Below are 10,580 nucleotides of genomic sequence, written 5' to 3'. Positions count from 1 at the left end.
GCTTAATATTAGAAAAATATTTTAATGTATTTAATGATGTACTTGATGAGATCATTTTGACTTAGAGAAGAAGCAAACTCTCCCCAAAAACTCATCGTCACACCGTTTAGGTTTGTATCGTAATAGTTCTTTTGATGATTATGGTACGTATTAAATGACGTTATTTTTGTGTCAGATATTAAATCAATATTTTTAGATGTTGAAGTTGATTTTTCATCTCTAGGAAATAGATATAAGGACTGACTATTAAAGTTTTCAACTTGATGGTTGTAATTGAAAAAGTCTCGTGGTGTTAGGCTACTTTGATTTTTCTGTTGCCAATACATAATGATAATGGCTTGATCTAACTGTTTCAGACCTTCTTTAGTTATGGAATCGTTCCATATTTTAGTTTCATAGTTATTGGAATTAGCATAGTTAGAAATTTGATTGATGTATTTTACGAATTGTTGTTGGTTCGCACCACTACCGGGAACTTCATCGCCACCAATGACCATTTTCTGTTCATTTTTATACTTCGGCTGTTTAAATAAATCGCTAATTTCTGAAATTAAATCTTTAGAGAATTTCAATGAATCTTTGTTATCTATAAAATCAATCGTACTTGAATCATCTTGCGATACGACTTTTTGATATGTATCAGGATGATGTTTTCTTAATAAAGTAAGAATGGATTTTGAGTGAGAAGGTAAATCTATTTCTGGAATAATTTGCACATTCCTTTTGTTCGCATATTTAATAATAGATTTGAGTTCTTTTTTAGTTAAAAAGTATGAATTCGTTTTGTTGGATGTCTGCTTTAACATTTTTGAATAGATACTGTAGTTTTCATTATCAGAAAAATGTAACTGTAAGTATGTACCATGATGTTTGCTAAGATGTTTGATAATTTGCTTAATACTATGTTCTGTATAGTGTTTACGTGCAATATCTAACGTAATGCCTTTTTCTATTTCTGATTTATCTAGTTTCTTTTGGAAAAATATAGTGAATATCGCTAAAAAGATTACTAGGCATAAAATAAATTTCTTTAACATGATTAATCCCTTTTAATTAGAAAGTTTTTTATTGTACAAGATACTATTTAAAATGAAATAGCGTAGTTAAGTTAAAAATAATAATATATTTAAATACCCATATATTCCTCGATTAATCATTTATGTTAAAATATTTGTAATAAATAAATTTTCGGAAAATTTTTTCTACTTAAATATTTAGGGGTTTTAAAATTTAATAATTTCAAAGGGGATGTTAGTCATGCAAGGGGATCATATGTGGTTAACGATAATGGGTCTACTCATTATTATTTCAATTGTTGGTTTATTAATTGCCAAAAAGATTAGTCCATTCGTGGGGATGACACTAATTCCGTGTCTTGGAGCACTTATACTAGGCTATAACGTTCATGATTTAGTGACGTTCTTTGACAAAGGTTTGGCACAAGTCATGAATGTCGTCATTATGTTTATTTTCGCGATTATTTTCTTTGGCATTATGACAGATAGTGGTTTATTTAAGCCCGTCGTTAAAAGATTGTTATTAATGACACGAGGTAATGTGATTATTGTATGTATTATGACAGCATTGCTTGGTACAATTGCGCAATTAGATGGTGCAGGAGCGGTTACATTTTTACTATGTATTCCAGCGTTATTACCACTTTATAAAGCATTGAATATGAGTCGTTACTTACTTATCTTATTATTAGCACTGAGTGCAGCCATTATGAATATGGTGCCGTGGGGCGGACCAATGGCTCGTGTAGCAACAGTGTTAAAGGCTAAAAGTGTTAATGAATTATGGTACGGTTTGATACCTATACAAATTATTGGCTTTGTATTAGTCATGATACTAGCTGTTTATTTAGGATTTAGAGAGAAACGACGCATTCAAAAAGGTATCGCTAATGGAGAGCTTGAACAAACACAAGACATAGATATACATAAATTGGTGAGACATTATGAACACGATCAAGAGATAAAATTCCCAGTTAGAGGTCGCGCAAAAGAGCATGGGTCTATCATTTGGATTAATACACTGTTAACGATTTTAGTTATGGTCATTATGCTTTCAAATATAGCACCACCAGAATTTGCATTTATGATAGGTGTCGCATTAGCTTTAATTATTAACTATAAGAGTGTCGATGAACAAATGGACCGCGTCAAAGCACATGCACCTAACGCATTAATGATGGCAGTAGTTATCGTCGGTGCCGGTATGTTTTTAGGTGTGTTAGACCATACAGGAATGTTGAAATCAATCGCAACAGATTTAATTAAGATCATTCCACAACCTGTAGGCCCTTATATCCACATTATTGTAGGATTATTAGGTGTGCCACTTGATTTATTAACAAGTACAGACGCTTATTACTTTGCGTTATTACCAATTGTGAAACAAACTGCAGCAGAATTTGGCGTATCTCAAGTATCTACTGCATACTCAATGGTCATCGGTAATATTATTGGTACATTTGTGAGCCCATTTGCACCAGCATTATGGCTTGCACTTGGATTAGCTGAAGCTAATATGGGAACATATATCAAATATGCGTTCTTCTGGGTATGGGGCTTCGCAATCGTATTATTATTAATTGCAATGTTGGTAGGTACAGTGGCATTTTAATGTTTGGGCAGTCTTGAGGTAGTCTAAATATCATTATTTAATATAAAGACAAAATAAATACCCGTAACAGAGCGATTAAATCGTTCTATTACGGGTTTCTTTATTTGATATTATCCTTTTGTATAAAACGCATCGAATACTTGGTCTAAGTCTTCTTTAGCGCCTTTCATAATTTCATCTTCTGGTAGCACTGATGTACCTTCCGCACGAGCTACGTAAAATTCGTCAAAGCCCATAATTTCTTTGAACATTTCTCTTAAATAATGGTATGAGAATTCAAGAGGTGTGTAACGATCATCATTCGTATAAACGCCACCACTCGCTTGTAGTAATAATGCTTTGTAGTCATCTGTCATCAGCCCAACAGAACCATCTTCAGTATATTTAAATGTTTCTCTTGCCACCATAATATTGTCGATATAATCTTTTAATCTAGACGTGATATTGAAGTTGTGTAAAGGTGTCAAAATAACAATACGATGATGTTCTTTAAATTGGTTTAGTAAAAATGAAGACATCTCAGCGATTTGGCTTTCTTCAGCTGATAATTCTTCTCCTGAACCTAATTTAGACCACACATGTAATAATTGATCACTCTCTAAACGAGGTAGTGCAATATCATATAAATTTAATTCTTCAATTTCACCTTCTGGAAATGCAGTATTAAACTTTTCTAAAAATAAATTTTTCAATTTAGCAGTATAAGTCGCATCATTATTAAAATACGGATGCGCATTAATAAGTAATGTCTTCATTAATTTTATTTGCTCCTTTAAATGTAATATTCATAGTATATACATATAAATTTGAAAATACTATTATATAGTTTTAAATTAACAAATATTAAAGTAGGGACACGCAACTCTAGAACGCTTCGCTCATGAGTTGCATGTCCCTTAATTACAGGAATATATACATATATTTACTTTAATCTGCTGAGTTTAACGCATTGAGCATATCAATTCTACTTATTTTTCTAGCCATAATCAGCATTACAATAAATGCAAATACTAACGTTAATAGCGTAGAGAATGTAAAGTTTGTCCAATATAACGTTAAGTCAGCCATAGCATTGTTAGGTGGCAATGTATCCATAATAAAGTGATGTAAATAAGTGCCACCGATAAATCCAGTTAAAATACCGATGATAGTGAGAAGTATTGTTTCTCGGTAAATATACATCACTGTTTCTTTTTTATAAAAGCCTAATACTCGAAGTGTGGCGAGTTCTCGTGTACGTTCAGATACATTAATATTCGTTAATGTGAAGAGTACAACGAATGACAACGCAGATGATGCAACGACAATGATTAAGACGATATTATCAAGACCGTCTAAAATTGTATTGATGGCTGTTTTAGCTTGGTTGGATTGCACGGCTGTTTGGCTCGCATCTTGTTCATTTAATTCACTTGAAACTTTATTAATATTTGAAGCGGATCTATCTTTTAAATTTAAAATTTTAGCATTATAATCGATATCTTTATCAAATGCTTTTTCGTAATATTGTTTGTTCATCACCATGTAATGTCCAGCATACATTTGAGCGATACCATCAATTTTGACTTTATGTTTAGCATTAGTATCATCTTTAATTGTTAGAGTATCACCTTTTTTGTAGTGGCCAAGTTTAGCTAATTTTTCAGAAATAACAACACCATTATTGCTTAATTTTATTTTCTTATCTGAATCGGCGTCACGTAAGGTCATATAATCCTTAAAGTTATCAGAGTTTTTAGGAACAATCATAGAAATTTGTTGATTATCTATAACGTTTTTAGGTTTAGTAGTAACCGATTGATAGTAGACATCATCTTTTTGTTTAACTGAGTCTAAATCATTAATTTTGTCATTATATTTATCTTTGTCTTGTTGTGACGCATGCGTATTATAAACACTAATAATATCGTAGTGAATAATATTTTGATATTGGTTATGGATAATACCATTTAATGAATCTCGCATACCGAAACCAGTAATTAACAGTGATGTACAGCCAAACACGCCGAGTATTGTCATAAACATACGACCTTTGTATCTGAAAAGGTTACGAGCAGTCACTTTATGATTGAATGACAATTTATTCCAAATAAATGGTAGACGTTCTAATAATATTTTTGAACCGGCTTTTGGTGGTTTTGGTAATAATAAATATTTAGGTTGTTCTTTTAATGCTTTCCAAGCAATATATACTGAAGGTACAACTGTACAAAGTAATGCGACTAATAGACTAATACCAATCCACAACCAATGAGTAGGTGTTTGGATTTCAGGTACAATCAAGTTAGCAGCATAAGCTTGATAAATTTTTTCAGGTAAATACCATGTACCGAAGAAACTACCTAGGGCAGTACCTATAACTGCAGCACTTGTGCCATAAATTAAGAACAGTTTCATAGCGTCAAATTTTGTATAGCCAAGAGCACGCATTACACCCATATTCATTCTTTTTTCTTCAGCCATTCTAGACATTGTTATAAATGTAACTAAAATTGCTACTGCAAAGAAGATGATAGGGAATGTGTTAGATAAAATATCAATACGTTTAGCTGATTCACCAAACTGACTATAGCCTTGATTGTAATCACTACGTGGTTGAATTTCGTAGTTAATATCATCTAATTTTTTAATGTCGTTCTCTTTGTTTTTGAGTTGTGTTTCAGATTTAGCTATATCTTGTTGAGCGTCTTTTAGTTTGCCAGTTTGTTGTAGCATAGTTTTATTTTCATTAACTGAATCTTTTTGTTTATCTAACGCTTTTTTCGCTTTATTAAGTTCTGCTTGTTTATCATCTTTCATATCTGAACGTTGTTTGTCAGACCATTTTTCTAAATCATCAGCATTATTTGAAGCATTACTATTAATTTGTTTTTCAAATCGGTCTGAGTAGCTGTTACCGTGAGCGTTATTATAAGTTAATTTGGCTACATTAGGTTTAGAAGTGTTGAATCCAGATTTTGCTAGTACGCCGAATGTATCGATTTGTCCCTTACCGACATTGGTTACGCCTAAATTTTGTTTTTGCATGTAATCACTTGAGGTTACGAAACCAACAACTTTGTATTGATGATGTTTAAGTCCAGAAATATCTTTTTTACCTTTATTATTTGTAAAATCGATTGTTTGTCCAATTTTATATTTTGAAGTATCTTGCGCATTTAAAGCAATTTCATTAGAAGCTTTTGGCAAACGACCTTTTTTAACTTTGTAGGTAGATAATTTTGATGTGTTTTCGTTTAATCGAATAGCTTTATTTGAATTTGCAATACGAGCATCTTTCGAAATGCTATATTCTGTCTTAGCCACATGATCCATATTATTAATATGTTGTTTATCATCTTTTGAAAATCCAATAGGACTTGTTACTTGTGCGTGAGCCATATGATGATCTTTAAAATATTGATCTCCAGTTAGTCGCATATCATCGCCAGTTACTTTTAAGCCAATTAATATAAAAGCACCTAAAGCTAACAAAATAGTAATTGAAATGAAGCGAGGAAATGATGACTTAAATTCACGTAATATCGTTTTATTTAATTTACTCATGTATATCCTCCTTAATATTCAATTTCTGATATTGGTTTAGGATGATCATTGATGTAGTCTTCTTTAATTTTTCCGTCGAATATTTCAATTACATGGTCGGCCATATCTTTTAATGCTGCGTTATGCGTCACGATGATGACAGTTTTATTATTTTCATGACTTAAATCTTGCAGAACTTGTAAAATCTTTTTACCAGTTTTGTAATCTAATGCGCCTGTTGGTTCGTCACATAAGAGTAAGTCTGGGTTTTTCGCAACGGCACGGGCAATAGAAGCACGTTGTTGCTCACCACCAGATAGTTAGGAAGGGAAGTTACCTATTCTTTTTTCTAAACCAACTTTTTTTAGCGTTTCTTTAGGGTCTAATGCTTCTGATGATAATTCAGATGCAAGTTCTAAATTTTCTAAAGTCGTTAGGTTAGGGATGAGATTATAAAATTGGAAGACAAAGCCAACTGATTTTCGTCGATAAGTAGTTAATTCTTTTTCGGAAAATTGAGCAATATCCGTACCATTAATGATGACTTTTCCTTCTGTAGCTGAATCCATACCACCTAATGTATTTAATAATGTTGATTTACCTGCACCAGATGAACCCACAATGACCATAAGTTGACCTTTTTCCAATTCAAATGAAATATCGTTATTTGCATAGACCTTTTGATCTCCAGTTCCAAATATTTTTGAATAATTTTCTAATTTTATATACGCCATATGATCCCTCTTTCCATATAGTTGAATATTAATAATAATTGGTTTGTTTATAATAGACAGTGTGTCTATTAGTTAAAATAGCATATTTTGATTAGAAAATCTTGGTTTCGTTATATAAAAATTCGACTTAATAGACAGTATGTATATTATCGTCTATCAATATTAAAATAATAGATAAATATGTGTTGATTTAAAACTAAGCTAACTAAAAAGCACTCTAAAAATTAGACAAATAACTAATCTTTAGAGTGCGAATTTGAATATGATATAGGTTGATGTTAGGTTATTGATTTTCAAATTCAGATTCAATACCTAATAGTGATATGGGAGAATGGCTAGAAACATCGAAAAGTACCTCCGCAATATAATGAGAGCTATAATAATTCTCGCTGTTAAACCAACTTTCAATAACTCCTAAATCACCATATATTGTATGATTCAATATAATATCTTTTTGGAAGTTCATTTCAACGTTGTTTTTTTCCAATAATGGATAATAAATATTTTCACGAACCTTTTCTACTAGTAATGCGCGAAAATAGGTTGTATTCATATTTGTAATGAGTACTTTTACAAACTCAAAATTAAGTTCAATATATTCTAATAACCGTGTGAAAGACACTTTAAATTCAGTATTAAATATAGCATCATCATTGACTGAAGATTGTTTTACATAATCGGTAAGCTCATCAATCGTTTCCTCAATTACAGAGTTTAAGAAATCGTCCTTGCTCTTATAATGTAAATAAAAAGTACTGCGATTGATATTAGCAGCGTCAGCTAATTGTTTAATCGTGATATTAGAATAACTTACTTGATTTAATAATTGAGTAAGTCCCTTTTTTAAATATTGGTTAGTACGAATTTGTCTTTTGTCCATTTCTGCTTCATCCTTTATTGCATAAATACTCTATTATGTTAAAGATAATCAACATATATCATTGATATGTACATTAAACCTATAATTCGAGAAGTTTCTGCGAGTATTCATTATGGAAATTTGTTAAGTTATTTAATAGACGTATTGTCTATTAAAATATAAGATAACTTAAATAATATTGCAATTGATTTCAATAGTAGAAAGTGAGTGTTTGATTATGAAAGAGAATTTACAAATAATAGATATTCACCATCACATTATTCCTAAAGTATATAAAGACGCATTACGTAAGATAGGTGTAACAACTGCTGGTGGCTATCCTATTAAGGATTGGAAGACTGAGGACAGTCTTAATATGATGAATGAATTAAATATAGATATAGGTGTAACTTCAATTTCAGAGCCTGCTACATTACCGTTTAATAAGAAGCAAGCTTCTAAAGTAGCTAGAGAAGTAAATGAATATCAAGCACAATTAAAGAAAGACTACCCAGAATGTTTTAAAAGCTTTGCTTTACTCCCGATGCCATATATTAAACAGTCAATCAATGAAGTAGTTTATGCTCTAGATGAATTGAAATTAGACGGTATTGGATTGTTATCTAATTATGGAGATCAATATTTAGGTGACGATATATTTGAACCTGTGATGAAAGCAATTAATGATCGTCATGGCGTGGTGTTTGTGCACCCTAGTTCGGCTTCAGATAAAGTGAAAAAACCTCAATATGTTGTAGCGGATTTTATAGAAGAATTTACCTTTAATACTACGCGAGCAGCGACTAACTTAATATTGAGTGGTACGTTGGATCGTTATCCAAATATTAAATTTATTTTGGCGCATGCTGGAGGTACGTTGCCGTATTTAGAATGGCGAATTAACCAAACACTTGAAACATTAAGTTATATCATGGTGAATCCGAAAGAACGTCTGAAGCCGTATTTAACGGGAAGTAAGACAAAGATGATTGGAGAAGTTGCTAAACATCCTATTCGCTATGGAAAAATGTTCAAAACATATCTTCATAGTTTGAAGCGAATGTCACAATTACAATATTCGGCAGACAATTATATTCGTCGATTTTATTATGATACAGCACTTTCAACAGGTAACTCTACATTTGCGAGTTTGAAAGAAGTTACTGATACATCTCATATCGTTTTTGGCTCAGATGCACATTATGCACCTAACGATTGGATTGCTAAAATGGAACAAGATATTGGAGCGTCTAATTATTTTGAAAAAAATGAGCAACATCAGATTTTTAATGACAATAGTAATGCATTATTAAAAAATAAAAGCTATCAATTGAAAGATGTTAAAGGTTAATAGCTATATTTCAATATGAATTGTTTGATTGACTACACTTTGATAGATACCATGAATCTGTTGCCAAAGATTAAATTTTTGCAAGTTAGGATATGGGTAATGTTATTAAATGATCCTAATGGAACAACAGTATTAAAGGAGTATTTAACATGAGTGTATTTTCAAAAGATGAGCAATTACAAATATTAAAAGATATGATAGAGATTAAAACCGTAAATGATAATGAAATTGAAGTAGCAAAATATTTACAATCATTACTACAAAAGCACGGTATCAAGGCAGAAATTGATGAAATTAAAGGACATCATCATCGTGCCAATTTAATTGCGTCAATTGGTGATGGTCATCCTGTTGTAGGCATTTCTGGTCACATGGACGTAGTATCGGAAGGTGATTATGGCGATTGGACATACCCACCATTTGAATTAACTGAACAAGATGGCTTCTTATATGGTCGTGGGACATCGGATATGAAAGCAGGGCTAGCTGCATTAGTTATTGCAATGATAGATATTCATGAACGTGGTTTATTGGAAAAAGGTACAATTAAGTTAATGGCGACAGCTGGGGAAGAAATGCAACAGCTTGGTTCCGAACAATTATACAAAGCAGGCTATATGGACGACGTAGATGCGCTTATCATTGCTGAACCATCTGAGTCAGGTATTGTCTATGCACATAAAGGTTCAATGGATTATCAAATTGTGTCTAGAGGACAAGCAGCACATAGTTCTGTGCCAATTGTAGGTAAAAATGCGATTAAACCTTTATTAGACTTTGTGCGTAATATTGATGATGATTATGAAAAACTTCAACAAGAATTAAATTATAAGCAGTTAGATTTTTCTCATTTTATAGAAGGCGTTAAGGAAAGAATAAACGGCCCTATAGACGAACAGCAACTAGCACAAGTAGTCAAAGGTTTAGTTATTAATCACACAATGATTCATGGTGGTAATCAAGTGAATTCGATACCAGATAAGGCCACAACTGATTTTAATATCCGAACTGTTCCAGAATTTGATAATGATAAAGTAAAAGCACTATTCGACAAACATATCAATCAAATTAATGGTGAAGGTGGACAACTTGAAGAGGATATATATTTAGATTTAAATCCAGTGCTTACAACAGGTGAGAATCGCTTAATAGCGTTAGGTCAACAAGTTGCAAAGACTATCTTTAATCGTGAGGTCGTTGCGACTCCAACTGTAGGCGTGACTGATGCCTCTAATTTACTTCGAGATAAAGATGAACATTTTCCATTCTTAATGTTTGGACCTGGAACTGTACCCCATCAAATCAATGAGCACGTCAATAAAGAAACATATCATCAATTTGTTGAGTACTATATTGAATTATTAACGACTTATTTAAATGAGGATTAGTTTCTTAGTATATGGAGTTAGCCTATGGAAACATAATATATGTCTTCGTAGGCTAACTCCATTTTAATTTAAACTAATAGTAATGGCGCAGAATA

The 10,580-nt window shown here is 31.9% G+C and carries 7 protein-coding genes and 1 pseudogene; 3 read left to right on the top strand and 5 right to left on the bottom strand.

The annotated features are described in order from the left end of the window. Positions 1-8 precede the first annotated feature (8 nt). Positions 9-1,037 carry a family 20 glycosylhydrolase gene (locus HMPREF3125_RS02425; RefSeq protein ID WP_070451686.1) on the bottom strand — a complete coding sequence of 343 codons (1,029 nt, stop codon included), beginning with the start codon at positions 1,035-1,037 and terminating at the stop codon, positions 9-11. Positions 1,038-1,257: 220 nt separating this feature from the next. Between HMPREF3125_RS02425 and HMPREF3125_RS02420 the strand changes: the two genes are divergently transcribed. Continuing rightward, entirely contained in the window at positions 1,258-2,628 is a 1,371-nt protein-coding gene (locus tag HMPREF3125_RS02420; protein WP_017637810.1) for a CitMHS family transporter, read from the top strand. 110 nt (positions 2,629-2,738) lie between these two features. On the opposite strand, the gene HMPREF3125_RS02415 is transcribed toward HMPREF3125_RS02420, so the two are convergent. The 4 genes and pseudogenes from HMPREF3125_RS02415 to HMPREF3125_RS02400 all read right to left on the bottom strand — a co-directional run bounded on the left by HMPREF3125_RS02415 (position 2,739) and on the right by HMPREF3125_RS02400 (position 7,767). Next, on the bottom strand, positions 2,739-3,383 hold the full coding sequence (locus tag HMPREF3125_RS02415) for an FMN-dependent NADH-azoreductase (protein ID WP_017637809.1): 645 nt from the start codon (positions 3,381-3,383) through the stop codon (positions 2,739-2,741). Between the two features lie 172 nt (positions 3,384-3,555). Next, positions 3,556-6,174: an ABC transporter permease gene (locus tag HMPREF3125_RS02410; protein WP_070451684.1), complete on the bottom strand. Its 2,619-nt coding sequence runs from the start codon at positions 6,172-6,174 to the stop codon at positions 3,556-3,558. An 11-nt stretch (positions 6,175-6,185) separates the two neighbouring features. Next, positions 6,186-6,887 (bottom strand): annotated as a pseudogene (locus HMPREF3125_RS02405) (ABC transporter ATP-binding protein). A gap of 283 nt (positions 6,888-7,170) precedes the next feature. Next, positions 7,171-7,767: a TetR/AcrR family transcriptional regulator gene (locus HMPREF3125_RS02400; RefSeq protein ID WP_017637806.1), complete on the bottom strand. Its 597-nt coding sequence runs from the start codon at positions 7,765-7,767 to the stop codon at positions 7,171-7,173. A 217-nt stretch (positions 7,768-7,984) separates the two neighbouring features. Between HMPREF3125_RS02400 and HMPREF3125_RS02395 the strand changes: the two genes are divergently transcribed. Next, positions 7,985-9,097, top strand: a complete 1,113-nt coding sequence (locus HMPREF3125_RS02395; protein WP_070451682.1) for an amidohydrolase family protein — start codon at positions 7,985-7,987, stop codon at positions 9,095-9,097. Between the two features lie 149 nt (positions 9,098-9,246). After that, positions 9,247-10,485, top strand: a complete 1,239-nt coding sequence (locus tag HMPREF3125_RS02390) for an ArgE/DapE family deacylase (RefSeq protein WP_070451680.1) — start codon at positions 9,247-9,249, stop codon at positions 10,483-10,485. Positions 10,486-10,580 lie beyond the last annotated feature (95 nt).

This window comes from Staphylococcus sp. HMSC13A10 (assembly GCF_001808005.1).
GTDB classification, from domain to species: domain Bacteria; phylum Bacillota; class Bacilli; order Staphylococcales; family Staphylococcaceae; genus Staphylococcus; species Staphylococcus pasteuri.
This window is presented reverse-complemented; position numbering and strand designations above follow the sequence as displayed.

Bases quoted from the DNA above. Each gene is read 5' to 3' on its own strand.
- HMPREF3125_RS02425 (WP_070451686.1), bottom strand. From the start codon at position 1,037: ATGTTAAAGAAATTTATTTTATGCCTAGTAATCTTTTTAGCGATATTC.
- HMPREF3125_RS02420 (WP_017637810.1), top strand. From the start codon at position 1,258: ATGCAAGGGGATCATATGTGGTTAACGATAATGGGTCTACTCATTATT.
- HMPREF3125_RS02415 (WP_017637809.1), bottom strand. From the start codon at position 3,383: ATGAAGACATTACTTATTAATGCGCATCCGTATTTTAATAATGATGCG.
- HMPREF3125_RS02410 (WP_070451684.1), bottom strand. From the start codon at position 6,174: ATGAGTAAATTAAATAAAACGATATTACGTGAATTTAAGTCATCATTT.
- HMPREF3125_RS02400 (WP_017637806.1), bottom strand. From the start codon at position 7,767: ATGGACAAAAGACAAATTCGTACTAACCAATATTTAAAAAAGGGACTT.
- HMPREF3125_RS02395 (WP_070451682.1), top strand. From the start codon at position 7,985: ATGAAAGAGAATTTACAAATAATAGATATTCACCATCACATTATTCCT.
- HMPREF3125_RS02390 (WP_070451680.1), top strand. From the start codon at position 9,247: ATGAGTGTATTTTCAAAAGATGAGCAATTACAAATATTAAAAGATATG.